The 25450-nt window shown below is 61.7% G+C and carries 27 protein-coding genes; 14 read left to right on the top strand and 13 right to left on the bottom strand.

Translation table 11 applies throughout. The features are described from left to right. Window positions 1-107: 107 nt before the first annotated feature. The 3 genes from hflK (at window position 108) to GRI69_RS10680 (ending at window position 3754) form a co-directional block, all read left to right on the top strand. A complete protein-coding gene (gene hflK / locus GRI69_RS10670) occupies window positions 108-1229 on the top strand; it encodes a protease modulator HflK (protein WP_237453059.1) in 1122 nt (373 codons plus the stop codon). A 1-nt stretch (window position 1230) separates the two neighbouring features. Then, complete coding sequence (hflC, locus tag GRI69_RS10675; RefSeq protein ID WP_160728270.1) at window positions 1231-2064, top strand: protease modulator HflC; 834 nt, start codon at window positions 1231-1233, stop codon at window positions 2062-2064. A 112-nt stretch (window positions 2065-2176) separates the two neighbouring features. Beyond that, entirely contained in the window at window positions 2177-3754 is a 1578-nt protein-coding gene (locus GRI69_RS10680; protein WP_202391977.1) for a Do family serine endopeptidase, read from the top strand. A gap of 67 nt (window positions 3755-3821) precedes the next feature. On the opposite strand, the gene GRI69_RS10685 is transcribed toward GRI69_RS10680, so the two are convergent. Then, a complete protein-coding gene (locus tag GRI69_RS10685; RefSeq protein ID WP_160728271.1) occupies window positions 3822-6029 on the bottom strand; it encodes a transglycosylase domain-containing protein in 2208 nt (735 codons plus the stop codon). A gap of 110 nt (window positions 6030-6139) precedes the next feature. Beyond that, window positions 6140-6538, bottom strand: coding sequence for a peptide-methionine (R)-S-oxide reductase MsrB (msrB, locus tag GRI69_RS10690; RefSeq protein WP_160728272.1), 399 nt, complete (start codon window positions 6536-6538; stop codon window positions 6140-6142). Window positions 6539-6723: 185 nt separating this feature from the next. Between msrB and rpsT the strand changes: the two genes are divergently transcribed. From rpsT to GRI69_RS10705, 3 genes are all read left to right on the top strand, one after another. Further along, complete coding sequence (rpsT, locus tag GRI69_RS10695; RefSeq protein ID WP_160728273.1) at window positions 6724-6984, top strand: 30S ribosomal protein S20; 261 nt, start codon at window positions 6724-6726, stop codon at window positions 6982-6984. Between the two features lie 447 nt (window positions 6985-7431). After that, window positions 7432-8889 carry a chromosomal replication initiator protein DnaA gene (gene dnaA / locus GRI69_RS10700; RefSeq protein WP_160728274.1) on the top strand — a complete coding sequence of 486 codons (1458 nt, stop codon included), beginning with the start codon at window positions 7432-7434 and terminating at the stop codon, window positions 8887-8889. A gap of 114 nt (window positions 8890-9003) precedes the next feature. Beyond that, entirely contained in the window at window positions 9004-9777 is a 774-nt protein-coding gene (locus GRI69_RS10705; protein WP_160728275.1) for a HesA/MoeB/ThiF family protein, read from the top strand. Here GRI69_RS10705 and GRI69_RS10710 read toward each other — a convergent pair. Beyond that, window positions 9766-10467 (bottom strand): NAD-dependent deacylase, encoded by a 702-nt coding sequence (locus tag GRI69_RS10710; protein WP_160728276.1) that lies wholly within the window; start codon window positions 10465-10467, stop codon window positions 9766-9768. The two genes, GRI69_RS10705 and GRI69_RS10710, sit on opposite strands and share 12 nt — an antisense overlap. A 70-nt stretch (window positions 10468-10537) precedes the next feature. On the opposite strand from GRI69_RS10710, the gene dapB reads away from it, so the two are divergent. Together dapB and nth are read left to right on the top strand one after the other, a co-directional pair. Continuing rightward, the gene (gene dapB / locus GRI69_RS10715) at window positions 10538-11266 is read left to right on the top strand and encodes a 4-hydroxy-tetrahydrodipicolinate reductase (RefSeq protein ID WP_160728277.1); all 729 of its coding nucleotides are present in this window, start codon (window positions 10538-10540) and stop codon (window positions 11264-11266) included. Window positions 11267-11276: 10 nt separating this feature from the next. After that, window positions 11277-11927 carry an endonuclease III gene (gene nth, locus GRI69_RS10720; protein WP_160728278.1) on the top strand — a complete coding sequence of 217 codons (651 nt, stop codon included), beginning with the start codon at window positions 11277-11279 and terminating at the stop codon, window positions 11925-11927. Here nth and GRI69_RS10725 read toward each other — a convergent pair. From GRI69_RS10725 to dapE, 3 genes are read right to left on the bottom strand one after another with little or no spacing between them, the layout of a single operon-like run. Continuing rightward, on the bottom strand, window positions 11924-12337 hold the full coding sequence (locus tag GRI69_RS10725; RefSeq protein WP_160728279.1) for a DUF4279 domain-containing protein: 414 nt from the start codon (window positions 12335-12337) through the stop codon (window positions 11924-11926). The two genes, nth and GRI69_RS10725, sit on opposite strands and share 4 nt — an antisense overlap. A 12-nt stretch (window positions 12338-12349) precedes the next feature. After that, window positions 12350-13588: a dicarboxylate/amino acid:cation symporter gene (locus GRI69_RS10730; protein WP_160728280.1), complete on the bottom strand. Its 1239-nt coding sequence runs from the start codon at window positions 13586-13588 to the stop codon at window positions 12350-12352. Window positions 13589-13613: 25 nt separating this feature from the next. Next, window positions 13614-14747, bottom strand: a complete 1134-nt coding sequence (dapE, locus tag GRI69_RS10735) for a succinyl-diaminopimelate desuccinylase (RefSeq protein WP_160728281.1) — start codon at window positions 14745-14747, stop codon at window positions 13614-13616. Between the two features lie 29 nt (window positions 14748-14776). Between dapE and GRI69_RS10740 the strand changes: the two genes are divergently transcribed. Further along, complete coding sequence (locus GRI69_RS10740; protein ID WP_160728282.1) at window positions 14777-15244, top strand: cupin domain-containing protein; 468 nt, start codon at window positions 14777-14779, stop codon at window positions 15242-15244. Here GRI69_RS10740 and GRI69_RS10745 read toward each other — a convergent pair. After that, complete coding sequence (locus GRI69_RS10745; protein WP_160728283.1) at window positions 15241-16134, bottom strand: S1/P1 nuclease; 894 nt, start codon at window positions 16132-16134, stop codon at window positions 15241-15243. The two genes, GRI69_RS10740 and GRI69_RS10745, sit on opposite strands and share 4 nt — an antisense overlap. Further along, the gene (locus GRI69_RS10750) at window positions 16101-16760 is read right to left on the bottom strand and encodes a glutathione S-transferase family protein (RefSeq protein ID WP_160728284.1); all 660 of its coding nucleotides are present in this window, start codon (window positions 16758-16760) and stop codon (window positions 16101-16103) included. The genes GRI69_RS10745 and GRI69_RS10750 overlap by 34 nt, the downstream gene beginning before the upstream one ends. 131 nt (window positions 16761-16891) lie before the next feature. On the opposite strand from GRI69_RS10750, the gene GRI69_RS10755 reads away from it, so the two are divergent. From GRI69_RS10755 to GRI69_RS10770, 4 genes are all read left to right on the top strand, one after another. After that, window positions 16892-17308 carry a VOC family protein gene (locus tag GRI69_RS10755; protein WP_160728285.1) on the top strand — a complete coding sequence of 139 codons (417 nt, stop codon included), beginning with the start codon at window positions 16892-16894 and terminating at the stop codon, window positions 17306-17308. Between the two features lie 243 nt (window positions 17309-17551). Continuing rightward, entirely contained in the window at window positions 17552-17890 is a 339-nt protein-coding gene (locus GRI69_RS10760) for a hypothetical protein (RefSeq protein WP_160728286.1), read from the top strand. 289 nt (window positions 17891-18179) lie between these two features. After that, entirely contained in the window at window positions 18180-19460 is a 1281-nt protein-coding gene (locus GRI69_RS10765) for a glycosyltransferase family 2 protein (protein WP_160728287.1), read from the top strand. After that, entirely contained in the window at window positions 19451-20383 is a 933-nt protein-coding gene (locus tag GRI69_RS10770) for a hypothetical protein (protein ID WP_160728288.1), read from the top strand. Before GRI69_RS10765 ends, GRI69_RS10770 begins: the two co-directional genes overlap by 10 nt. Window positions 20384-20431: 48 nt before the next feature. Here the strand turns inward: GRI69_RS10770 and yihA are convergent, their stop codons facing one another. From yihA to rpmH, 5 genes are all read right to left on the bottom strand, one after another. Next, window positions 20432-21085: a ribosome biogenesis GTP-binding protein YihA/YsxC gene (yihA, locus tag GRI69_RS10775; protein ID WP_160728289.1), complete on the bottom strand. Its 654-nt coding sequence runs from the start codon at window positions 21083-21085 to the stop codon at window positions 20432-20434. Next, the gene (gene yidC / locus GRI69_RS10780; RefSeq protein WP_160728290.1) at window positions 21082-22827 is read right to left on the bottom strand and encodes a membrane protein insertase YidC; all 1746 of its coding nucleotides are present in this window, start codon (window positions 22825-22827) and stop codon (window positions 21082-21084) included. The genes yihA and yidC overlap by 4 nt, the downstream gene beginning before the upstream one ends. A gap of 80 nt (window positions 22828-22907) precedes the next feature. Then, window positions 22908-23117: a membrane protein insertion efficiency factor YidD gene (gene yidD, locus GRI69_RS10785; RefSeq protein WP_160728291.1), complete on the bottom strand. Its 210-nt coding sequence runs from the start codon at window positions 23115-23117 to the stop codon at window positions 22908-22910. Further along, the gene (gene rnpA, locus GRI69_RS10790; RefSeq protein WP_160728292.1) at window positions 23114-23497 is read right to left on the bottom strand and encodes a ribonuclease P protein component; all 384 of its coding nucleotides are present in this window, start codon (window positions 23495-23497) and stop codon (window positions 23114-23116) included. Before rnpA ends, yidD begins: the two co-directional genes overlap by 4 nt. An 88-nt stretch (window positions 23498-23585) precedes the next feature. Beyond that, window positions 23586-23720: a 50S ribosomal protein L34 gene (gene rpmH / locus GRI69_RS10795; protein WP_090478272.1), complete on the bottom strand. Its 135-nt coding sequence runs from the start codon at window positions 23718-23720 to the stop codon at window positions 23586-23588. Window positions 23721-23941: 221 nt separating this feature from the next. On the opposite strand from rpmH, the gene GRI69_RS10800 reads away from it, so the two are divergent. Beyond that, a complete protein-coding gene (locus GRI69_RS10800) occupies window positions 23942-25450 on the top strand; it encodes a YifB family Mg chelatase-like AAA ATPase (RefSeq protein WP_160728293.1) in 1509 nt (502 codons plus the stop codon).

Consider the following 25450-nt stretch of genomic DNA (forward strand, 5'->3'; position numbering starts at 1 on the left):
GCTGTAGCATCGAAAAGCGCGCTGCAACCCCTGTTTTTCCGCCAAAGCCTTCCTATAAGACAGTTATGAGAATTTTGGACGGGCTTGGACAGAGGATCCGCCTCGCAATGGCAGGAAACAATCCATGGGGTTCGGGGGGCGATGGCTCCTCGGGTTCGGGCGATGACGGTGACAACGGAGGCGGCGATAAGCCCAAGGGCCCGCGTAATCCTTGGCTGCCCCCAGGTTCCGGCGGAAAAGGCGGCGACGGACGCCGCGGTCCCAACATCGAAGACATTTTCAGGAACCGCGGCCCTGAGGGTCCGCGTCGCCAAGGAAGCGGTGGACCCGGCGGGCCCGGATTCCGCATGCCCCAGAGGCCCGGCGGCAAGAGCTGGTTTCCCGTTCTGGTGGTCGGCATCATCGCGCTTGGTCTACTCGCCACAAGTGTTCATCTGATCGGGCCGCAGCAGCAGGCCGTGGTCAAGACGCTGGGCGATTATACCCGCACGCTGGATTCGGGTCTGCAGTTCACGGCCCCATTTCCAATCGAATCAGTCGAAGTGGAAGACGTTCAGGGCGTGCGTGCCGTGCGCATCCCGGGCAATGACACGCAGGTAAAGCTTATCCTTACCGGCGACCAGAACCTGGTCGATCTGAGCTACATCGTCCGTTGGAACATTCGCAATCTTTCCGACTTCAAATTCCGCGTCGTCGACCCAATCGAGACGGTCAACGAAGTGGCAGAGGCAGCCATGCGCGCCTCGATCGCCGAAAAGCAACTCGACGAGACGTTCTCCGGCCAAGGGCGTGCGGCCATCGAACTGGATGTGCGCGAAAGAATGCAGCGGACGCTCGACAATTATCAGGCTGGCATCAACGTGCTGGGTGTCGAAATCGAAAAGGCCGATCCGCCCGGTCAGGTGGTCGACGCATTCCGCGACGTGCAGGTTGCGGAACAGAACGCCGACGCCGCACGCAACCAGGCCCAGGGTTATGCCCAGCAGGTGCTGGCACAGGCGCAGGGTGAAGCCGAAGCTTTCGACAAGGTATACGAGGAATACCGGTTGGCCCCGGAAGTCACGCGCCAGCGTCTCTATTACGAGACCATGGAGCGTGTCCTGAGCAACACCGACACTACCGTTATCGAAGCGCAGGGCGTCACGCCCTATCTGCCGCTTCCCGAAATTCGGCGCCGCGCACAGCAATCGCAGCCAGCCGCCACCGTTACCGCGCCCGAAGGACAGTAAGATGCAGCGTATCTGGGAAGATCACCGCCTCTCGATCATCATCGGCGCCCTGGTGCTGATCGGCTTGTTGATGAGCGTGTATATCGTGCCTGAAGAAGAACAGGCCGTCGTTATTCGGACAGGCGAACCGATCGGCACGGTAAATACACCCGGCGGAGACACAGGCGCGGGTATCTACTTGCGAATGCCGTTCGTGGACCGTGTCGTACGAATCGAAAAGCGGCTGCTGGACCTCGAGATGAGTGACGAGGAAGTGCTGTCCAACGACCAGCAGCGCCTGCTGGTCAACGCCTATGCCCGGTTCCGCATTACTGATCCCGTTCGCATGGTGGAGCGCGCCGGCTCCACGGACGGGGTTCGCAACGCTCTCGAGCCGATACTGAACTCCGTACTGCGACAGGAGCTTGGTCGCCGTACCTTCCAGGCCATGCTGACGGCAGAGCGGGGGTCGGCCCTCGAGAATGTCCGGATCAATCTGGATCGACAAGCGCGCCAATACGGAGCCGAAGTGGTCGGAGTGCAGATCACTCGAACCGATTTGCCCGATGCGCCGCTGCAATCGGCATTTACCCGCATGGAGTCGGATCGGCAGCGCGAAGCGCGCACGATCCGCGCACAAGGCAGCCGTGATGCCCGTATTATTCGCGCAAATGCCGATGCAGATGCGGCGCGGATCTACGCGGACTCGTTCGGCAAGGATGCGAATTTCTACGACTTCTACCGCGCGATGCAGAGCTACGATGCGACTTTCGCGGCAGAGAACAGCAGCGCGGAAAGCAGCATAATTCTGTCTCCGGATAATGAGTATCTCCAGCAGTTCCGCGGACGCCGTTGACCTTTGGTCGAAAGCTCGGTGCTGCAGCAGGCTCCGTTCAAGGCGCATTCACCGCGCCTGACAGCAGGTTGCCGTTTGGAACCGCAGTCTGCGCATTGCATACCCCAAATGGATGTACGATCTGCGAACTGACACAGAGGATTTGAAAGAGGACGTGAAAAAAGTGCGATATGCCTATTCCGTAACCGCCACCCTTCTTGCCGGTGGTGCCGCCCTTTCCCTCGCCGGTTTCCCGGCCGGAGCACAGGTTGCCCAGAACGACGACACGCAAATAGCCCGCATGTCTCCGCGTGCGGGTGCGCCGGCCAGCTTCGCAGACCTCACTGCTCAATTACAGCCGGCTGTGGTCAACATCTCGACCCGCCAGCGGATCGAAGTGGAGAGCGGAGGCAATCCGTTTGCCGGCACTCCCTTCGAAGAACTATTCAATCGTCGCCAAGGACAGCAGAATGGCGAACCGCAATATCGCGAGGGCCAATCGCTTGGTTCCGGATTCATCATTTCTGCCGACGGTTACGTCGTTACCAATAATCACGTTGTCAGCCCGACCGGTCGCGGATCGGTTGAAGAAATTACCGTAACTCTCCCGGACGGCACTGAATACGAGGCCGAGTTGATCGGTACCGATCCGTCGTCCGACCTCGCCGTACTCAAGGTCAACCGGGGAGAAGCGTTCCCCTTCGTGAAGTTCGGCGATTCTAGCCAGGCCCGCGTGGGAGACTGGGTGATTGCCATCGGCAACCCCTTCGGCCTCGGAGGGACCGTTACCAGCGGGATTGTCTCCTCCGTGCTCCGCAATACCGGGGGCGGCGCATATGACCGCTATTTGCAGACCGATGCCAGCATCAACCGCGGCAATTCAGGCGGTCCGCTATTCGACATGGAAGGCAATGTGATCGGCATCAACAATGCCATCATCTCGCCGACAGGCGGCAGCGTGGGGATCGGCTTTGCGATTCCTGCCGAAATCGCCGAGCCGATTGTCGACAAGCTGGTACGCGGCATCGAAATCGAACGCGGCTATCTGGGAATCCAGATCCAGCCCGTGAGCGACGACGTTGCCGCATCGCTTGGCCTCGAACGCAATCGCGGTGAAATCGTCCAGATGGTCCAGCCGGGCGAGGCCGCTGCGCAGGGCGGAGTCGAGGCTGGCGATATCGTGCTCTCCGTCAACGGACGCGACGTTACTCCCGACCAGACCCTGTCTTATCTCGTCGCTAATGTCGCGCCGGGGACCACAATACCGCTAGAAGTGATCCGCAACGGCGAGCGTCGCCGCCTGAATGTCACTGTCGGCAAGCGCCCGACCGAGGAAGAGCTGCGCCAAAGCCAGATGTTCGATCCCGACGCTGAAGAAGAGGACGACATGGCGCCGAGCGACAGCGCGGTTCTCGATGACAGTCTCGGGCTCCAAGTGCTGCAGCTCACACCGCAGATCGCTCGTCAGCTGGGTGTTGGCCCCGACACACGCGGACTGGTGGTAGCTTCGGTCGACCAGAACTCGGATGCAGCTCGCAAGGGCCTGCGTCGCGGCGACATCATTTTGACGGCAAACTATCGTCCGGTCGTTCAGGTCTCTGAGCTCGAATCGATTGTCGGCAGTGCCCAATCTGAAAATCGTGATGCCGTTCTTCTGAGAGTGCAGCGTCGGGGCGGTTCGCCTCAATATATCGCGGTACGCATGCGCTGACTGATAAAGATATCTTGAGAAAATGGCCCCTCCCGGATCGCTCCGGGAGGGGTTTTTCGTAGGGCAATCAACCCGGGTTGCGCGTCGGCGATGGTGAAGGCCTCGGCCTGTCACGCCCGATCACGCCGTCGAGAAAATCGTCGTCCACGGCCTGCGGAGCTCCGTCGGCGCCGCGTCCGTTGGGAGTTTGCGGACGTGGTGCAGGGACACGTTGGCCCGGCTGAGGCACCGGCGAGGAAGGACGCATTGCATCATCCTGCCCGCCCGGCCCCTCACCGTCGCCAGGAAACGGAATCGCGCCGCCCGGTTCGTCGCTGCGGCCAGGTTCGATGAGATTGCCTTGCTCATCGATGTAATAATAGTCGTCCGGATCGCCGAAGAAAAAGTCGTCTTCTTCCTCCAGCTGCCATTCGGGAAGCTGCAATTCCGTGTCGAATTCCTCGACCGGGCGGTCCTTCACCGCATAACGCATATAGGCAGCGAAGGCTTGTGCCGGAGCGCGGCCACCCTGAAGGCCGCCGACCCGGGCATTGTCGTCGCGCCCCATCCAGACCCCGGTCGTGATCCCCGAAGAAAAGCCGACGAAATAACCGTCCTTGTTCGAACTGGTCGTGCCCGTCTTTCCGGCAACCGGTCGCCCGATCTGAGCGGCACGACCCGTGCCTGTCTGCACTGCTGTCTGCAGGAGATCGGTAATACCACGTGCGACATGATCAGGGACCAATTGCGAACTGCGTGCACGCTTGTGCTGGTAGAGAAGATCGCCATCGGCCGTCGTCACCTTTACGATGCCGTATGGCTCTACAGAGGAGCCCCCTGCCGAAACGGCAGCAAAGGCCCGGGTCATGTCGAGCAGACGAACCTCGTTCGATCCCAGAACCATGGCAGGGTAGGTGTTGATCGGCGTGGTTATGCCGAACCGGCGGGCCATGGAGGCCACCGCGCTGAACCCCACCTCATTTCCCAGCTGCGCCGCGACAGTGTTGATCGAATAGGCGAAGGCTGTGCGAAGATTGGTTTCGCCGATATTCCGGCCATTCGAGTTGCGGGGGCTCCACCCACCGATCGATACCTCTGTGTCGACCACGCGGTCTTCGGGCGTATAACCAGCCTCCAGTGCCGCGAGATAAACGAAAAGCTTCCAGCTCGAACCGGGCTGCCGCAGTGCATTGGTGGCGCGGTTGTAGTTAGTCTGCACATAATCCGTTCCGCCGACCAGCGCGAGGATGGCGCCGTCACGATCGAGGCTCACCAGCGCGCCCTGCGCCCCCTCCGGGGTGTTTGCAGAAATGGATGCCGTGGCCGCCCTCTGCATCCCGGGGTCGAGCGTGGTCCAGACCTCGATCGGTTCGAAGGTCTCAGGCAGAAGGAGATCGAGCTGCGGCAGCGCCCAGTCGGTGAAATAGCGGACCGAATTGGTGCCGGTGTCCTCCTTGAGCTTTACCGCGGATACGTCGACCTGGGCCTCGCTCGGGCTGATCCTGCCCTGATCGCGCATCAGTCGGAGCACCACGCTGGCGCGGGCAACGGCGGCATCGACATCGGCAGTCGGCGAATAGCGGCTCGGCGCCTTTACCAGGCCGGCGATAATGGCGGCCTCTGCCGTCGAGAGTTCGGTCGCGGGATGGCTGAAGAACTTCCGGCTCGCGGAATCGATGCCGTACGCTCCGCCGCCAAAGTAAACCTTGTTGAGATAGAGCTCGAGAATCTGCTCCTTCGAGAACTTCCATTCCAAGGCCATCGCAAGCACCGCCTCGCGTAACTTGCGGTCGAGCGAGCGATTGGAATTCAGGAAGACATTCCGCGCGAGCTGTTGGGTTATGGTCGACGTTGCACCAAGCCGGTCTTCGCCTGTCGCCCAGACATAGACTGCCCGTGTCAGACCATAGGGATCGACCCCGGGATGCGAATAGAAACGGCGGTCCTCGACCGAGATCATCGCATCCTTCATCACCTGCGGGATTTCGTTGCTCGAGAGCCATTTGCCGTAGCTGGGTCCGAGTTCGACAATCTCGGTTCCGTCCCGCGCACGCACGACGATCGTCTGCGCGTTTTGGGTCGCCTTGAGTTGGTAATAGCTGGGCAAGGACCGTGCCGCGAAGGCGACTGCAATAGCCAGGAAAACGAGACCGAGGACAGCCGCGCCGCCGCCCCAGATGAGCAGCCGCCTGAACCAAAGCTTCACGCGGCCGTGATCGCGTCTGCCATCCGCTTGTGCGCGCGATGCTCGTGCAGCGCGCTTGCTGCTTTTGCGGCGGCTGCCTCTCTTGTCCATCGAGTGCGAATTCCCTCGTTACGATTGGGTTGCCCTTTATCCGCCATAAACTGTCATGGCGAGACGTAACCTCGGGTGAATGCGGCATTCTCCGTGGAGAATGTGGCGCATCAGTCGTCAGGATCAAATTCCAGCGCGGCGGAATTGACGCAGTAGCGCAGGCCGCTTTCCCCCGGACCATCAGGGAAGACATGACCAAGGTGGCCTTCGCAATTGGAGCAAATCACCTCGGTGCGGACCATTCCGTGCGTCATATCGCGGTGCTCTTCGACCGCATCTCCCTCAGCAGGTGCCGTAAAGCTGGGCCAACCCGAACCGCTGTCGTACTTATCGGCACTTTCGAAGAGCAACTGACCGCAGGCCGCGCAATGATAATCGCCTTCCGCCTTGTTCTTCTCGTATTTTCCCGTGAAGGCGCGCTCGGTGCCCTTTTCACGGAGTACATGATATTGCTCCGGTGTCAGTTTTTCGCGCCATTGCTCATCGGTCAATGCGAGCTTGTCAGTCACTGCTTGTCCTTCCTCGGGGATCTGTCCATATGACGAGAACCGGGCGCTCTGCCGACGGTTCCGCTTTCGCTTGACGATTCGCAAGGCCAACGCTAAGTGCGCCGCTTTCCGGCGGTCCATCCGCCCTTTTCGACACGACCAATTGATTTTCGCCGCTCATAGCTGCGGCTCGACCGAGGACAAACATGGCCAATACGCCGCAAGCCAAAAAGCGCATCCGCCGCAACGACCGCCGCGCAGAGATCAACACCTCGCGCATGAGCCGCATCCGCAACTTCGTGAAGAAGGTGGAGCTGGCGCTCGAAACCGGCGACAAGAAGGAAGCCCAGACCGCTTTGCAGAACGCTCAGCCTGAGCTCGCTCGCGGCGTTGCAAGAGGTGTACTCCACAAGAATACCGCGGCCCGCAAGATGAGCCGTCTTTCGAAGCGCGTCGCCGCTCTCTGATTCGGGTCGGTTGACGCCGACCATAGGAAAATTTGAAGGGGCCGTCGGAACATCCGGCGGCCCCTTCGTGCTGTTCGAGTTTCTTATCAAAACCGAATTGTCATTCTAATGTAATGTGATCCTCCGGAATCCCGCGATTCGCGCGTATATTTCAGCGAATTGCATGCATTTTCAAATGCATGAACGGGGGGCTGCGGGGTAGCGTCGAGTCAACAAGTTTATTTCGACTTTTTTACAGTTATCCCCCTTGCGACTCATCACGAACGCGACTTAAAAAACGGTTCTGCCCGGGGGGGACAGCCCGGGTATTCACATCGATGGCCAAGGGGAGGGACCACCCGTGAATCAGACGATTCCGGGCAATGGCGGAGCCGTGCCTACCCTCCTGGCGAGCCGCCTTGAAATAGCAGACGATCACGGATCGGACCGTCTGGGGGGAATGAGAAAATGACAAAAGCGGGCGAGCTTGCTGGCAAGCGGAAGGCGACTGACGACATGGAAGATCTCGAGGCGGTAAACCTGGCAGCGGATTGGGCCGATATTAGCCAGGGACTCCGCAAGGATCTGGGTCATCAGCTTCACAGCCAGTGGATCAAGCCGATCCAGCTGGGCAAGATCGATGCCGATACGGGCACGCTCGACCTCTATCTTCCGACCGAGTTCAGCGCCAACTGGGTGAAGGACCGCTTTGCCGACCGGCTGAGCCTGGCATGGAAGATCGCACGCAACGAAGTCCGCAAGGTCGCCATTTCTGTTCATCCGGGCCGCCGCCAGGTTGCCGACCTGCGCCTCCATAACGATGGTCGCCGCCCGGCCAACGATGCCGACACATCGATGATGGCAATCGGCGCAGATACGCTCGGCGATTCCGGTTTCACCTCTTCGGTAGGTCTCGACGCCTCGCTGACCTTTGCCGCCTTCGTGACCGGCGAAGCGAATATCCTCGCCTTCAATGCTTCGCAGCGCATGGCTGCAACCGAGAAACCGCAGTTCAGCCCGCTTTATCTCAAGGCCGCCACCGGTCAGGGCAAGACGCATCTCCTCCACGCCATCGGTCACACGTTCCTCCAGACGCACAACCGCAGCCGGATCTTCTACTGCAGCGCCGAACGGTTCATGGTCGAATTCGTCCAGGCGCTGAAAGCGAACCGGATGATGGAGTTCAAAGCCCGCCTGCGCAGCTTCGACCTGCTGCTTGTCGACGACATCCAGTTCATCATCGGCAAGGCTTCGGCGCAGGAAGAATTGCTCTACACGATCGACGCGCTGCTCAATGAGGGCAAGCGCCTGGTCTTCGCCGCAGACCGTGCACCGCAGGCACTCGACGGTGTCGAGCCGCGCCTTCTTTCCCGCCTCTCGATGGGTCTGGTCGCTGACATCCAGCCGGCCGATATCGAACTTCGCAAGAAGATTCTCCATTCCAAGCTGACCAAGTTCGCACCGCTATCCGTGCCCGAGGACGTGCTCGACTTCCTTGCACGCACAATTACGCGCAACGTGCGTGAGTTGGTCGGCGGCCTCAACAAGCTGATCGCCTATGCCCAGCTGACTGGTCAGGAAGTCTCGCTCCAGCTGGCCGAGGAGCAACTCACCGACATCCTCTCGGCAAACCGCCGCCGGATCACCATCGACGAGATCCAGCGGACCGTCTGCCAGTTCTACCGGATCGACCGCAGCGAGATGAGCTCCAAGCGCCGCGCGCGTGCCGTGGTCCGCCCGCGGCAGGTGGCGATGTACCTGTCCAAGGTACTTACTCCGCGAAGCTATCCCGAGATCGGTCGCAAATTCGGCGGACGCGATCACTCCACCGTGATCCACGCCGTTCGCCTGATCGAGGACCTGCGCCAGCGCGATGCCGACATGGACGGCGACGTGCGCAGCCTTCTCCGCCAGCTGGAAAGCTGAACGAACTTCACTCCGTAGCCCTTCGGATCGCGCAGGCGCGGAGCCAAAGCTGATCGACAGGCCGGGCGCAGAGGCCTGTCGACAGTTTTCCCACTTGATGCCAACAGGCTTTCCATGAGCCTGTCCCCCGATCGCCTCGACCGTTTTGCGCGCCATATCGTCCTGCCGGAAATCGGCGGCGCAGGGCAGGTCGCGCTGGCTCGTAAGCACCTTGTGCTGGTCGGACTGGGTGGAATCGGCAGTCCTTCGTTGCAGTATCTCGCGGCTGCAGGAATCGGTAGATTGACGCTGGTCGATGACGACAAGGTCGATACCTCGAACCTCCAGCGCCAGACGCTTTATAACGAACGCGACGTCGGTCACGGCAAGGCCGTTTCCGCCAAGCGCTGGGTGAAGCTGTTCGACCCTGCGCTCGAGGTCGAGATCAGCGACCGACGGATCGATCCTGTCCGCGCCGCTGCGCTTGTCGAAGGTGTGGATCTCGTGCTCGACGGAACCGATAATTTCGCCACACGCCTCGCGGTTTCGGATGCCTGCGTGAAGGCAGGCGTACCGCTGCTGTCAGCCGCCGTGGGGCGCTTCCAGGGTCAGGTCGGAGCCTTCGCAGGTCACCTCGCGGAACAGGCTTGCTACCGCTGCTTCGTCGGCGACGCTTTCGATGCGGAAGATTGCGACACTTGCGCCGAGGACGGCATGCTCGGTGCGATGGCCGGATGGGTGGGAAGCTTCGCCGCGCTGCATGCGGTGCGGGTGCTGCTCGATAATGTGAGCGGCTTCGGCGATCCGCAATGGAGCCGGGTGAACCTGCTCGACGGGATGCAGCCCGGGATGCGGCAATTCACTATTGCGAAGGACCCGGCCTGCAAGGGATGCGGTTCAGGTATCTAGGATCTGCGACACCCATTCCGGCACGAGCTTCCCTGCCTTGCCCTGCCGCGATTCGTCGAACCAGTATGAGCCTTCGCCGCGTTCCAGATTGAGCTCCAGCGTGCGCGCGCCCAGTTCGCGCGCCTCGCGTACGAAGCCCGCGGCCGGATAGACCGCGCCGCTGGTCCCGATGCTCACGAACAGGTCCGCACGGTGCAATGCTGCATAGATCCGGTCCATCTCGTAGGGCATTTCGCCGAACCACACGACATCCGGACGGAGCGCTTGTTCTCCGCAGCCGGGGCAGGACGGCTGACCCAACAGCGGCGCGCTCCAGCGGTGACGTGCCTCGCACCGCGAACACAGCGCGCTCAGCAATTCGCCATGCATGTGAAGCACCCGCTTCGCCCCGGCTCGCTCATGGAGATCGTCGACATTCTGCGTAACGATCAGGAGATCTCCTTCCCATTCCGCATCAAGTCGCGCCAGCGCCTCATGCGCGGCATTGGGCGAAACCTTCCGAACCGCCTCACGCCGTGCATCGTAGAAGCGCTGGACGAGTTCGGGGTCACGGGCAAAGCCTTCCGGCGTTGCGACGTCTTCCACCCGGTGCTGTTCCCAGAGCCCTCCGGCATCACGGAACGTATCGATCCCGCTCTCTGCGGATATTCCCGCGCCGGTCAGGACGACGATGTTGCGGATATTGGTCATTGCCCTCACGTAGCGAAGCGGTAGGGCAGATCAAAGCCTACCAATCAAATACGGATCCGAGGGAGGGGCTATGGCGAATATCGGTGTGATCGGCAGCAAGGGCGCGATGGGCGAGGCGCTGCGGCGCGTAATCGAGGCGTCGGGCCACGATTATGCCGGGGGCGCGGACAAGGGTGACGATGTCAGCAAGCTGGCCGATGTGTCGGACATGCTGGTCGATTTTTCCGCTCCGGGCGCGCTCCAGTCGAATCTGCATGCCGCCGTGGGGGCGGGTATTCCGATGGTCGTCGGAACTACCGGCCTCGAGGACAAGCATCACGAAGCCATCGACCATGCCGCGCGCGCCGTGCCCGTGCTCCAGACCGGCAATACTTCGCTGGGCGTCACATTGCTGGCCCATCTCGTACGTGAAGCGGCTTCACGCCTCGGAAGCCAGTGGGATATCGAAATCGTCGAGATGCACCACCGCCGCAAGGTCGATGCTCCCTCCGGCACGGCCTTGTTGCTCGGCGAGGCAGCAGCAGAAGCACGGGGCATCACGCTAGCGGACAATCGCGAGAGCGGGCGCGACGGTCACGCCGGCGCACGGGCAGAAGGCGCAATCGGATTCGCGGCGCTGCGCGGCGGCACGGTGGCGGGTGAGCACAGCGTGATCCTCGCGGGCGACGAGGAGCGCCTCACGCTCTCGCACAGCGCCGAGAATCGCGCGATTTTCGCCCGCGGCGCGATCCGGGCGGCCGAATGGCTGCGCGGGAGAGAGCCGGGCCGCTATACCATGGAACAGGTACTGGGCATCTGACGCGCGTGGCATGACCAGGGACCAGATCTTCGAATTCTTCCGGCGTCTGGCGGAAGACAACCCCTCGCCAGAGACGGAACTGGAATATGGCAATGCCTACCAGCTGGTGGTGGCCGTGGCGCTATCGGCGCAGGCGACCGATGTCGGAGTGAACAAGGCCACCCGAGCACTGTTTCTCGACGTGGAGACCCCTGAGCAAATGCTGGAGTTGGGCGAAGAGGGGCTAAAGGAACACATCAAGACCATCGGCCTGTTCAATTCCAAGGCAAAAAATGTGATCGCCATGAGCCAGTTGCTGGTGGACGAATATGGCGGCGAAGTGCCCGCCACGCGCGAAGACCTCGTGCGTCTTCCCGGCGTAGGGCGCAAGACCGCCAATGTCGTACTCAACTGCTGGTTCGGGCAGGAGACCTTCGCGGTCGATACGCACATACTGCGTGTCGGAAACCGCACCGGCCTGGCCAAAGGCAAGACGCCCGAGCAAGTCGAGGCCAAGCTCGAAAAGCGCGTGCCCCAGCCCTTCCGCCTCGGCGCGCATCACTGGCTGATCCTGCACGGGAGGTATGTCTGCAAGGCACGCACGCCCGAGTGCTGGCGCTGCAAGGTGGCGGATCTGTGCAGCTACCGGAAGAAGGTGCTGGAGAAGCCGAAGGGGCGTTAGCCTTCCCTGACGCCATATAAGTCGAGCTCAAGAGCCAAACCTCGATCCGAAATCTGTTGCAAGATTGACTGCGACAACCCCACACCTTCGTTTACGCAAACCATAAAAAGGCCACAGAACAGCTGCGCGCGCTCTGCTCTCGGAAGTTGCTTCCACCGCGATAGGTCGTCGGTCACACTTGAAAATAACGTCGCGATTTTCATCTCAAGATTGCCCGAGACTTCCTTGTCGACCTCAAGTCGCCAAGAACCTGTTGGGGCGATTTTTGATCTACCGAGGGACGTGACCCATGCCTCACCTTTCTTGACCCCCACGGTCGGCTTGCATTCGAGTAGTTCGGTAAATAGCTCCGGATCTAGATCGTCATCCCAAAAACCAAGCGTGACGATGCAGTCTGATAAATCAGCCATCAGCACACTGACTCAAACGTCATCCGCCGAGACCATCTCGCCCCGGTCGATCTCGCCCGTCATCACCGCCACCGTTGTCGCCACCGCCGCATCTCCGCTGACGTTTGTCGTGGTGCGCATCATGTCCATTATCCGGTCCACCCCGGCAACGAATGCGATCGTCTCCAGCGGCACGCCGACAGCGCCGAAAACCAGCGCCATCATGATTAGGCCTGCGCCCGGAATGCCCGCTGCGCCGACCGCGCCGAGCGTGGCAAGGATCGAGATGAGGAAGTAATCGCCCCAGCTCAGGTCCACGCCGAAGATCTGCGCGCCGAACAGCGTGGCAAGGCCGAGATACATCGCCGTGCCGTTCATGTTGATCGTCGCGCCCAGGCTGATCACGAAGCTCGCCACCGAGTTCGAGACGCCGAGATTTCGCTCCGCGCATCGCAGGGTGACGGGCAGCGTCGCGTTGGAGCTGGCAGTCGAATAGCTCACCGCCATTGCATCCACGATGCCGCGGAAGAAATCGCGCACCGGCAGCTTGGCGAGGAACTTGATCATCGCCGAATACATCACGAAGATGATCAGCAAGCAGCCGACATAATTCAGCGCCACCAGCTTCGACAGCGCCAGCAGCGCGTCGAGGCCGAGCGTTCCGGCAACCCAGGCCATCAGCGCGAAGACGCCGAAGGGGGTGAGTTCCATGACGACCATGGTGACCTTCTGCATGATCACCGCGCCGCTATCGAAGACTTTCTGCACCGGCAGGCCGTCTTCCTTCGCCATCAATATTCCGATGCCGATCAGCATGGAGAAGACGATCAGCGGCAGCACCGCGACATCGGCCATGACCTGAACCGGGCTTTCGGGCACGATTGACAGGATCATGTCCACCGCCGTGGTTTCGTTGGGCACCGGGGTCTCGCCGCGCTCGATGGCGCTGGTATCCACCCCGCTGCCGGGAGCAACGAAGGTGCCGAGCGCGAGGCCCAGCCACACCGCGATCTGACCGGTCACGATGAACAGCAGCATCGCCCGCCCTCCGACTGCGCCAAGCTTGCGCAAATCGCCGATGGCGGCGACGCCGGAAACGAGACTGAAGAAGATCAGCGGGACGACCAGCATCTTGATCGACTTGATGAAGAAATCGCCGATCCACTTGATGCTTTCCGCATCCGGTCCCCAGGCATAACCTGTGAGCACGCCGAGGATGAGCGCAGTCAGCACGCGCTGCCACAGCGGAATTTCGAACCAGACCCTCAGCATGCGTATCCCCTCACGTCCCGGTAAATTATGTCAGCGCGTCTCTGGCTATGCGCGCGTAGATGCGGCTTAGCGTGGAAAGGTCTTCGATGGCTACAGCTTCGTCGCGCTTGTGCATGGTGGCGTTGACGAGGCCGAATTCGATCACCGGGCACACCGCGCGCAGGAAGCGCGCATCGGAAGTGCCGCCGGTGGTGGAGGGTTCGGGATCGACGCCCGTTTCCGCCTTCACGGCACGGGCAATGATGTCGCTGAATTCGCCCGGCGGGGTGAGGAAGGGTTCGCCCGAAATGATCGGCAGCGTGGTACCGCCGTGCTTTTCAGCAATCGCGGCCACCTTTTCGGAAAGCGAGGCACCCGAATGCTCGTCGTTGAAACGGATCGAGATGCGCGCCTTGGCAGCTTCGGGAATGACGTTGTGTGCCGGGTTGCCGACTTCGAGATCGGTGATTTCGAGGTTCGAGGCCTGGAACCAGTCATTGCCCTGGTCGAGGACCAGCGCGTCGAGCTCGGCAAGCATCGCGACCAGCTTGGGGATCGGATTGTCGGCAAGGTGCGGGTAGGCAACGTGGCCCTGAGTTCCTTCAACCGTGAGCCAGATATTGAGCGAACCCCGCCGGCCGATCTTCATCATGTCGCCCAGCCGGTTTACGCTGGTCGGCTCGCCGACGAGGCACAGATCCGGCTGGTGGCCTGCCTCGCGCATGAAGTCGATCAGCGCGCGGGTGCCGTGGAGCGCGGGGCCTTCCTCGTCCCCGGTAATGATGAAGCTGATCGTCCCCGCCTCGGCCGGCACGTTTTTCACCGCGTCGACCATGCAGGCGATCGCGCCTTTCATGTCGACTGCGCCCCGCCCGTAGAGCAGTTCTCCGCGCACTTGTGGGGCGAAAGCGTCGGAGGTCCAGCCGCCGCCGGGGGGCACTACGTCGAGATGGCCAGCGAAGGCGAAGTGCTTCGATCCCGCCGGCCCATGGCGGACGGCGAACAGATTTTCGACCGGTGCCTCGGGGCTGCCTGTTTCGCCGTGCCCGCTAATGAAGCGCTTGATCGTGAAGCTGAACGGCTCGAGCATCGCTTCAAGCTCGTCGAACACGGAGCCGGTGGCGGGGGTTACGCTGTGCGCGGACATCAGCCGCTTGGCGAGTTCGAGGACTTCAGTCATGGTCCCTCCGCTAGCAGGAGTGCGCCCCGATGCCCAAGCTCGATCTCGATGCCATCCCCCGGACCAATGCGACCGGCTACCCCCCGCCCTATGACGAGGACGTCGAGGGCCGCTGGTATCGCCGCCTTGCCCCTGCTGCGGAGCTGACGAAGCTTGGCGCAAGCCATGTCGTGCTCGAACCCGGCGCCTATTCCTCGCAGCGGCATTGGCACGAGGGACAGGACGAACTCGTCGTCATGCTGCAGGGTGAAGCCATCCTGATCGAGGACGACGGGGAGGTCCCCGTCCATCCGGGCGACATCCTCGCCTGGCCCGCAGGCCGAAAGGACGGCCACCGGCTCCACAACCGCTCCGACAAGCCCTGCGTTTTCATCGCCATCAGCGGAGGTGACCGCGACGAAGACCGCGGCGAATATCCCGATATCGACATGGTCTTCACGCCGGAGGGCTATTTCCGGAAGGACGGCACGCCCTACCCCACCAAGCGTGTGCCCTAGTCCCGTTCGGGCTCGGGCAAAGCGCCGGGAGCGAATGCGGCATCGAGATATTCCGCCATGCGAATGCCCGCCTGCGTGACGCGCTTTTGCGAAATGGGGATCGCGCGCTCGATGTCTTCTTGCGTCAGTGCGGTCTCGTCCGGCAGGTCTTCGCCCTCACAGGCTGGCCGGTCGAAGGCGTTGGGATAGACGAAGTCGCGGCTCGTCTCCCAGCTCTCGCGGCCCCAGTCGGCAGAGGTGCCCCCGCCCAGCTCGGCGCGCTCGGCGGCGGTGTAACGGCGCACCAGCGGTACGGGCGACGAGGTGATCGCCCGTTCTGCCAGCGGTCCGTCCCAGATCCAGTGGAGGTTCAGCCCCGGTGCGATGCCATAGGCAGTGTCGATATCGTTGCCGCCGCGGTCGTCATGGTCGCCCGAATGGAGCGGCATGTGCACATCGCCGATGAAGTGGACGAGGAAGGCGAGCGCTTCCAGCCGGACATTGGCGGGCAGGCTCTCATCGGAAAGGATCAGCTGGTTGCGTTCGATCTGCGCGAGGATGCAGTTCTGGCCCGAGCAGTTTGCGCGCGGCTCGTAAGCCTCGCACACGGGCGCAGTGCGATAGTGCCAGGCGAAGGTATAGCCCCAGCGCCAGTAATCCTTGCGCAGGCAATCGGGCCAGGTGCTGGCATCCTCGAGGCTGGCAAGATCGCATCCCTCCACGCCCAGTTCGGGCGCGGCCCTCAGCAGGCGCGCGATCCCAGCGCGCGTTTCGGGACGCACGTTCTCCATCGCGATCGCCGCCGTGGTGCGGTGGGCATAGAAGCCCCAGGCCTGCGCCTGCGCCGGTAGCAGCGCCAGCAGCGCCGCAAATGCGATCAGGAAACGGTTTCGTATTGCTCTATGACCCATTCTTCGTTTTCCGATGCCTCGATCCAGGCCTGCATCCATTCGTGCTCCCACATCGCCTGCATATAGGCTGCGGCGAAGCCGGGAACGGCGACCTCATAGCTGATAAAACGTGACACTACCGGGGCAAAGAAGATGTCCGCCGCGCCGAAAGTGCCGAAAAGATAGGGGCCGCCATTGCCGAACCGGCTGCGCGCCTCCGCCCAGAGGGTGAGGATGCGCAGGATGTCCGCACGGCAGGTTTCGCTCGGCTCGAATCCCTCGAAGCGCTTGCGCACGTTCATCGGGCATTCGCTGCGCAGCGCCTGGAAGGAACTGTGCATTTCGGCGACCATCGATCGGGCCATGCCCCGCGCCGTATCGTCCTTGGGCCAGAACCTGTCGCGGCCCACCTTGTCGGCGAGATATTCCATCATGGCGAGGCTGTCCCACACCACGGTTTCCCCGTCCCACAGCAGGGGGACCTTGCCCGAGGAGGGGCGGATTTCGCCATCCTGCTTGGAAGCCTCCCAGTTCTCGCCATAGAGCGGAACGACGATTTCCTCGAAGGACAGGCCGGATTGCTTGGCCGCCAGCCAGCCGCGCAGGCTCCAGCTCGAATAGTTCTTGTTGCCGATGATGATCTTCATGCAGGCTCCACCTTTCCCGTCCGCCTTGCGCCCTAGTGGTTCATCCCCGCGCTGTCGACGCTGAATGGTGACAGGGCGGCCGGGCGCAAGATACTGTAGGAAAATGGAAAGCGCTGGCATAGAACGGCGGCATGACCCTGCGCCCCTTCCATCTCGCCTTCCCCGTTCGCGACCTTGCGGAAGCCCGCAGCTTCTATGGCGGCCTGCTGGGCTGCGCGGAAGGACGCTCGTCGGACGAATGGATCGATTTCGATTTCTACGGCAACCAGATCGTTGCGCATACGGGCGGCGAAAGCGGCGACCGCGCCAGCAATCCGGTCGACGGGCACGATATCCCCGTCCCCCATTTCGGCGTGGTTCTGACGATGGAGGACTGGCAGGCGCTGGCCGAGCGGCTGGTGGCGGCAGGCACGGAGTTCGCCATCGAACCCACGATCCGCTTCAAGGGCCAGCCCGGCGAACAGGCGACGATGTTCTTCCGCGACCCCAGCGGCAATGCGCTGGAAATGAAGGCGTTCGCTGACGATGCGAAGCTCTTTGCGCGTTAGGCTGAGGTTAAGCGCGCACACAGGAAAGGCGACGTTCCGCTTACAACGCTCGTCCGTTCGCTCCCTAAGTTGTAACGATCACAGCTATACGATGAGTGCGTTTGGGATCAGAACAGATGTGTCACAATAGGACAGTTACCTATTAGCGGGCCATCGCGGGATAGAAATTACGACTTTATGCGTTAGCTGGATAAGCAATTCAGAGGACGATGAAACTCGTCGCGGGTCGTAAAGGGACTTTCAATGTCATTCAATCATTCTGGCAAGTCGCCAGAAGCAAAGCCTCATGCGCCTTACGAATATTCTAATTCCCGTCCATTCAGTGTCTTCGGATTAGCGGCAGTAGCTTCACTCGGGGCGCTGTCCGTAGTCGGAGGTGCCTGGACCGTGCTGGAACAGGCCACCAGCAGCGAGGGTATTGCCGGCCCACCTGATCTCAAACTGGTCGTTGATGCGATCGGGGGCCACGGCCAATCGATTGTAAGTGCATCAGAGGTACAGGCTTCAGAAACCCACGAAAGCGAGGGCGGCCTTTCCGGCGAAGATGCCGATAACGAGCAAGCCGTCAACGACCCTGTCTAATATGGCTTCCTGCATGACTTTGCTCCTGCTTCGTGAGCAGAAGATTGCAGACCGAGCTTCAAATGGAGTTTCGCAGTAGGGTTACCCCGCTGTTAACTTTCGGAAAAATAAATTGGAACCGCCCCCACGGGCGCAGGTTCAAGTCTTCGCGTGCAGTGGAATAACGGGGAAATGCATCAAGCAGGGGTCGCAGCAATTGACGTATACGCAATCTATCGGTGACCCCGCTTCCTCGCGGAGCGCCGAGTACTGGCGCAAACGCGAACGCAAAGTACGGCTCCGTTATCTCATGGCGCTCGCATTCGGTCTTGCTTGGGTTCTGTTCAGCATCTGGATGTCGCTTCCATGGCTGACCGACTTGGGAAACCTTGCCCATCCGCTGATCGCGCTCTTCGTGCTGACATTCATCGCCTACGTTCCCGGCTTCATGAACGCGTTTCTCCTGATCAGTCTGGTTCTAAGACCCAGCTCCCGGCGTGAAACGCCTGCGCAATGGCCGTCGATCACAATCCTGATAGCCGCGTATCAGGAAGAGAAGCTGATCGGTGAGACATTGCGAAGCATCGCCGCTCTCGAATATCCCGGAAAGCTCGAAATCCTCGTGTTGGACGATGGCTCCAGAGATGGCACCGCGGCCCGCACTCGTGATTGCCAGGCGCTGTTTTCTGCGCTCCCCAACATGGAGCTCAAGCTCGTGCGCGAAGAACACAATCGGGGGAAAGCGCGTGTCCTTAATCATGGGCTCGAACTGGCAAGCCACGAGCTAATCATCACCATCGACGCTGATACCCGCCTGGAAAAAGGGTGCATCACCAGCCTGGTGGAGCACCTCGTAGCCAGTCCTCCTGAAACGGTGGCAATTGCGGGGGCTGTCCTCGTTGCCAACCACGATGAAAGCTGGATCACGCGCGTGCAGCAGTGGGATTATTTCCACGGCATCGCTGCGGTCAAACGCATGCAGGGCATGTATTACGGCACACTGGTCGCCCAAGGTGCCTTTTCGATCTATCGCAAGCAGGCGGTGATTGACGCGGGTGGGTGGCCCGATACGGTCGGCGAAGACATTGTGCTCACCTGGTCGCTCCTGCGTCAGGGGCTGATCGTCCGTCACGCCGAAGATGCGATTGCATGGACCCATGCGCCAGAGACCTTCACGGGCCTTGCCAAACAACGCAAGCGCTGGGCGCGCGGAATGATCGAGGCGCTCGCGATACACAAGCCGCTGCTCTCGATGCGCAAGATGCGCACAATGTTCATCTGGTGGAACCTGCTCTTCGTCAGTATCGACCTGACTTTCACCTTCGCGTTCCTCCCCGGCCTGGTCCTCGCCTTCCTGGGGATATTCTGGCTGGCCGGACCCATCACCCTGCTGGTGCTGCCGCTGGCGGCGCTGTGGAACCTCGTCATCTATCGTATCCAGACCCGCATGCTGAAACGCATGGGCGTAAAGATGGAGAAAAGCCTCTCAGGCTTCCTTCTCTACGCCTTCATCTATCCTTTGCTGATGCAACCGGTTTCGGTCTGGGGTTATTTCGCCGAACTCTTCGGAGGCAAGAAGCAATGGAATTGAAGCCCGCCCTCAATGGAGCGGTTACGCTCCTCGCGCTCACGACCTTGGCCACTCCGGTCGCAGCGCAGGAACTCGACTCATCGGCGGCCGCCGGAGCCGAGGTATTCTACTCCTCGGACAGCGACGATACCGAAATCGTCCGCGCCGCGATCGACCTGGATATCTCCAATCGCGGCGAAGACCGCCGCTACGGCATTCGGGTGGAAAAGGCATGGTATGATCCCTCGGCTACCGGCACGCGTGAGCGCGAAAGGGTCTTTCTGAGGGCAGCGGACATTTCTGGGGACTGGAACTGGTCTGCGCTTGTCGGCACCGACGGCGATACAATCATCGGATCCGCATCGGTTCACGATAATTCGCCATGGCGAAAGGAAGCTTTTGTCGAACGCGATATCGTCGCAACGCCGCGTGGCCTCGATGAAGGCATCTATTCCACCTTCGCAGGCGCTGCGCTCGACATCCCCGCCGACGACAGCAACGTCTTCACGGTCCTCGGCGGAGTTCAAGAGTTTACCGGCGACAACGTCCGGCTTCACGCGAGGGCTAATTTTGTCCACGTGGTGGACGAGCAGCTTGGCCTGAGCGCCCAGCTGCGTACACGCTACTTTCATTCAAGCGATCCGAACGAGTTCGACTACTATTCACCGCGCTATTACGTTCAAGCGCTCCCCGTGATTCAAATGCGTCGCTTTGTTGAGCGGTGGGAACTCGTGGGGGTTGTTGGCGTAGGAGCGCAGCGAGATGCCACTTCCGATTGGAAGCGATCTGATTTTCTGAACTTACGAGTCAGAAGTCCGAAGAATGACGAGAACTGGCAGTTGCACGCAGACCTGACCTATACAAACCAACCTGGCGACAGCGCAATATCAGGGAGCGACTATAGTTATTTCCAAACGCGCTTCGGCTTAATGCGAAGGTTCTGAGCAACCGCCGTGGTTACCTCCCTAAAGCCGTCCGAAAGCCGACGTTCGCTAGACCCCAGCGTCCTTCAGCACCGCAGCCCTTAGTTCCGCGATTCCCATGCCCTTCTCCGCGCTGGTCACGTGGATCTGCGGATAGGCGGCGACGTGCTTCTTCGTCTCGGCTTCGACCGCGGCAACGGTCTTTTCGAGTTCGCTGGCCTTGATCTTGTCCGCCTTGGTCAGGACCACGCGGTAGCCGACCGCGGCCTCGTCGAGCATCTTCATCATCTCGCGGTCGACGTCCTTCAGCCCGTGGCGGCTATCCACCAGCACGAGATTGCGGACCAGCACCTGCCGTCCGCGCAGGTAGGTCTTCACGAGGGCCTTCCACTTCTCGACCACTTTCACCGGCGCCTTGGCAAAGCCGTAGCCGGGCATGTCGACGAGGCGGAACTGCGTGGGCTCCCCCACTTCGAAGAAGTTGAGTTCCTGCGTGCGTCCGGGGGTCACCGACGCGCGGGCGATCTTCTTGCGCCCGGTGAGCGCGTTGAGCAGCGAGCTCTTGCCGACATTGGAACGTCCGGCAAAGGCGATTTCCGGCACTGTCGGTTCGGGCAGGAACTTGAGCTGCGGGGCCGAGAGAAGGAACTCCACCCGGCCCGAGAACAGCTTGGTCGCGCGCCGTTCCAGCCGGGCCTGTTCGGCGGCTTCTTCGTCGGTCATGACCCGTCGGCCTCGGCAGCGGCAGCGGCCTTCTCGGCCTTCTCCCTCTCCGCAGCCGCCTTCAATTGCGGATGCTTCGAATAGAGGTATTTCTGCTGCGCCAGCGTCAGGATGTTCGAGGTTACCCAGTAGAGCAGCAGGCCTGCGGCGAACGGCGCCATGATGAACATCAGCACCCAGGGCATGATCGAGAAGACCTGCTGCTGGATCGGGTCCATCGCGCTGGGGTTCAGCTTGAACGTCAGCCACATGGTCACGCCGAGCAGAACGGCGAGGATGCCGATGGCAAGGAAGCTGGGCGGCGTGAACGGCAGCAGGCCGAACAGGTTGAGGATCGTCGCCGGATCGGGCGCGGACAGATCCTCGATCCAGAGGAAGTTCTGGTGACGCATCTCGATCGCGAGATAGAGCACCTTGTAGAGTGCGAAAAAGATCGGGATCTGCAGGATCAGCGGGAGGCAGCCGGCGAGCGGATTGACCTGCTCTTCCTTGAACAGCTTCTGCATTTCCTGCTGCTGCTTCAGCTTGTCGTCCTTGTGCTTGTCCTGCAGCGCCTTCATCTTCGGCTGGATGGCCTTCATCGCCGCCATGGAGCCGAACTGCTTCTGCGCAATGGGGAACATCAGCCCGCGCACGATAATCGTCAGGATGATGATCGCGACGCCGAAATTGCCGACGATTTCGAAAATGTTCTTGAGCAGCCAGAGGAACGGCTTCTCGAACCAGCGGAACCAGCCCCAGTCGATGGCGAGACCGAACTGCGGAATCCCGGCATCCTGATAGGAGTCGAGGATTTCGCTGTCCTTTGCCCCGGCAAAGAGGCGCGAGGTCGCGGTGTACTTGCGGCCCGCCGGGACGGTCACCGGATCGTAGATCATGTCGGCGCGATAGGCATCGGCCCCGAGCGAGCGGAAGGTCGCGTCGGGCGCTGCGCCCTGCTGCGGCACCAGCGCGGCCAGCCAGTAGATGTCGGTGAAGCCGATCCAATCGGGAGCGCCGGCCGGGCTTACCTTGCCGGATTCCTCGACATCGTCGTAATCATAGTCGTAATCGACGCTCTGGCCGAAGGAGCCGATGGGGCCGGAGTGGGCGATGAAGAAATCGTCGCTCGCCGTCGTGCTGGTGCGTCCGACCAGCCCGTAAGGCTGCGCCACCACCGGCGCTGCGCTGCCGTTGGAGATCGCCTGCTCGACGCTGACCATGTAATTTTCGTCGATCGAGTAGGTAAGCTCGATCGTTACGCCATCGCCCGCATCATGGGTGAGCGTGACCGGATTTCCCGGGCTGAGGGTTCCGCCATCGGCCTGCCACACGGCATCGTCGGAAATCTTCTGCCCGTTGAGCAGATAACCGAACTGCGAATACTGCTGGATCGCCGTACCGCGGGGCGCGAAAATGCGGACCGGTTCGCTGTCGGCATCCGGAGTGGCGGCATAATCCTTGAGCACCACATCGTCGAGGAAGGCGCCCTGCAGATTGATCGACCCTGCGATCTTGGGCGAATCGATAGGCACGCGCTGCGCCGAGCCCAGCGAAGTGGCAAGATCGACCGCTGGCATCGCCCCGCCGCCGATTTCACCGCTTGCCGCGACGGCAGCCTGTTCGGCTGGCGTATCGACCTGTTCCGCGGTGACCGGGACTTCTTCTGGCTGCGGATAGAAATAGTCCATGGCCCACTGCCAGCCGATCAGGACGGCAAGCGACAGGGTCAGGACGAGCACGAAATTGCGAGAGTTTTCCAAGGTCGATCCCGTTGGTAGTTGTATTCGGTCAGATGGGCCGGGTGTATTGCTACGTCAAGACAGCGCCCCGCGTAATGCACTCAGGGCACTGGATCGTGGCCGCAGCCCCCCCAGGGTTGGCAGCGCAATAGCCGCTTGAAGGCCAACCATCCACCCTTGATTGCCCCATGCTTTTGCAGGGCCTCGATGGCGTATTGGCTGCACGACGGGGTGAAGCGGCAAGTGGGCGGCAGGATGCGGCTGGGGCCTAGCTGCCAGCCGCGGGCGATCCAGATGAAAAGGTACTTCACGCGCGCCGCGACCGTTGGTGGCGGGGCCGCCGAGCGCGGTCGCCTTCTCCGCTTGCGGCCCGGGCGAGCGCGACATGGAGTTCGCCTTCCAGACTGGCGAAATCACGCTCCACCCCGCCTTCACGGCCGATGAGGATGTGATCGTGATCGGGCAGGCCGGCTTCGGGCAAGGCCGCCCAGAGCAATTCACGAAAGCGCCGTTTCATGCGGTTGCGCACGACCGCGTTGCCGATCTTCTTGGTTACGGTGATGCCGTACCGCTTGCCTTTGCCTTCGTTGGGCCGCGTCAGCAGCACGAACTCTGGCTTGGCATTGCGCAGCCCGCCATTGGCTGCGACAAAATCGCTGCGCTTGCGGATGACGGAGAGGCTCGGGTGCATCGATTGCAGATACGCAAAACGGGCCCCCGATGGGAGCCCGTTTGACTATCGCGATTGAAGCCGCACCGTGGCGCGGCCAATCAGTCGATCAAGCGCAGAGGTTCTTGCGGCCGCGGTTGCGACGCGCACGGAGCACCTTGCGGCCACCCGGAGTTGCCTTGCGGGCGAAGAAACCGTGGCGACGGGCGCGCACGAGGTTCGAAGGCTGGAAAGTCCGCTTCATCGGAAAGTCCTTTAAAATCCATAGTTGCTGCCGGGCGAATCGCTCCGACAAAAAAGGGCCGCCGCAACGGGCGACCGCTCACAGGTGGGCGCGTTTAAGAGAATGTGCCTTCGAGGTCAAGCCTCAAACCGCGGCGCGGCGCCCGCGATAAGCCAAGTCTCGACAATATCTGCGCTTCTTGCCAGAGCGTCAAATTCAGACAGGGGTTTGGGGGTATTAGCGTGGTCGCACTGGTCCGGACGGTGGCCTATCTCGGGCTGGAAGCGCGGGCGGTAGAAGTGCAGTGCTCGCTCGCGCCCGGCCTGCCCAATTTCAACATTGTCGGGCTTGCCGACAAGGCGGTCGGCGAAAGCAAGGAACGCGTCCGCGCTGCGCTTTCATCGATGGGCCTTGCCCTGCCGCCCAAGCGGATCACCATCAACCTCTCCCCCGCCGACCTGCCCAAGGAAGGCTCGCATTACGATCTCCCGGTCGCGCTTGCGGTGCTCGCCGCGATGGGCATCACCGATGCGGAGCAGCTGGCGGACTGGATCGTGGTCGGCGAACTGGCGCTCGATGCGCGGGTCGCCCCGTCGCCCGGCGTATTGCTTGCGGCCATCCATGCGAGCGAGGAAGAGAAGGGCCTCATCTGTCCTGCTGCACAGGGCTCGGAAGCCAAATGGGCGAGCGACGTGCCCATTCTCGCCGCGCCGGACCTTGCCAGCCTGCTCAATCATCTCAAGGGCACAAGCCTGCTGCCCGATCCCGAGCGCGGCCTCGTCGAGGAGCCCGGCCGCGCGCCCGATCTCAAGCAGGTGAAGGGACAGGAAACCGCCAAGCGCGCGCTCGAAATCGCGGCCGCCGGTGGTCACAACCTCCTGATGATCGGTCCGCCCGGCGCAGGGAAGTCACTGCTCGCCAGTTGCCTGCCGGGGATACTCCCCCCGCTTTCACCGCCGGAAGCGCTGGAGGTCAGCATGGTGCAATCGGTGGCGGGCCTGCTCGAGGAAGGCCGGATCAGCCGCGCCCGCCCGTTCCGCGCGCCGCATCACTCGGCAAGTATGGCCGCGCTGACCGGCGGCGGGCTCAAGGTCAAGCCGGGCGAAGTCAGCCTCGCACATCTCGGCGTGCTGTTCATGGACGAGCTTCCGGAATTCCAGCGCGCCGTGCTCGATTCACTGCGCCAGCCGCTCGAGACGAACAAAGTCGATGTCGCGCGCGCCAATGCGCATGTGAGCTTTCCGGCGAACGTCCAGCTTGTCGCTGCCATGAATCCGTGCCGCTGCGGCCATCTGGGCGATCCCGCGCTGGCCTGCAGCCGCGCACCAAAGTGTGCCGCCGATTACCAAAGCAAGGTATCAGGCCCGCTGCTCGACCGTATCGATCTGCATGTCGAAGTCGATCCCGTCAGCGCTGCGGATCTGGCGTTGCCTCCACCGGCCGAAGGGAGCGCGGAAGTCGGCGCGCGCGTGGCGAAGGCCCGCGCGATCCAGACAGAACGTGCAGAGAAAAGCGGGGCGCGCACCAATGCGGATCTGGAGGGCGACGCGCTCGAAGAGATTGCCGGTCCCGACGAAAAGGGCCGCGAGTTGCTGATGCAGGCAGCAAGCGCGATGCGTTTGTCGGCGCGCAGCTATACCCGAATGTTACGGGTTGCCCGGACCATTGCCGATCTGGCTGGCGCCGAGAAGGTGGGGCGCATACATGTGGCAGAGGCGCTCAGCTACCGGAGACAGCCGCCCCGCGCCTGA

The organism is Qipengyuania vulgaris (genome assembly GCF_009827325.1).
GTDB classification, from domain to species: domain Bacteria; phylum Pseudomonadota; class Alphaproteobacteria; order Sphingomonadales; family Sphingomonadaceae; genus Qipengyuania; species Qipengyuania vulgaris.